The organism is Nonomuraea longicatena (assembly GCF_039525605.1).
GTDB lineage: Bacteria > Actinomycetota > Actinomycetes > Streptosporangiales > Streptosporangiaceae > Nonomuraea > Nonomuraea longicatena.
Window position 1 is genome coordinate 81798 of sequence record NZ_BAAAHQ010000017.1, and the last position, 481, is coordinate 82278.

Below are 481 nucleotides of genomic sequence, written 5' to 3' on the forward strand. Positions count from 1 at the left end.
CGGGGCCGAGCAGCGGGTTGTCGACGTCGCTGGCGACGACCACCTCGACGCCGTCGAGCTTGGCGAAGCCGGAGACGTCGATGCGGGCCAGCGCGCGCAGGGCGGCGCCGCCGGGCGGCAGTTCCTCGCCGCTCTCGTCGAGGAAGCGGGCCCCGAGGGCGCTCGCCATGCCGGCGCCGCCGTCGGTGGAGGCGCTGCCGCCGATGCCGAGGACGACGCGGTCCGCGCCGCGCTCGACCGCGTGGGCGATGAGCTCGCCGGTGCCGTGGCTGGTGGCGGTGAGCGGCTGCGGCGGGCCGGGCAGGCGGCGCAGACCGGACGCCTCGGCCATCTCGATCACGGCGGTGCCCGCCCGCCAGGCGTAGGAGGCGGCGAGGGGCAGGCCGGTCGGCCCGGTGACGGTCACGGTGACGCGCTCGAACCCGCAGGCGACGGCGGCCTCGACGGTGCCGTCGCCGCCGTCGGCGACGGGCAGTTCGAC

General features: G+C 78.4%; 1 protein-coding gene. It reads right to left on the reverse strand.

All coding sequences use genetic code 11. From position 1 onward, the window contains the following. The coding region (locus ABD120_RS18155; protein WP_343951094.1) for a glycerate kinase at positions 1 to 481 on the reverse strand (481 nt) is incomplete at both ends.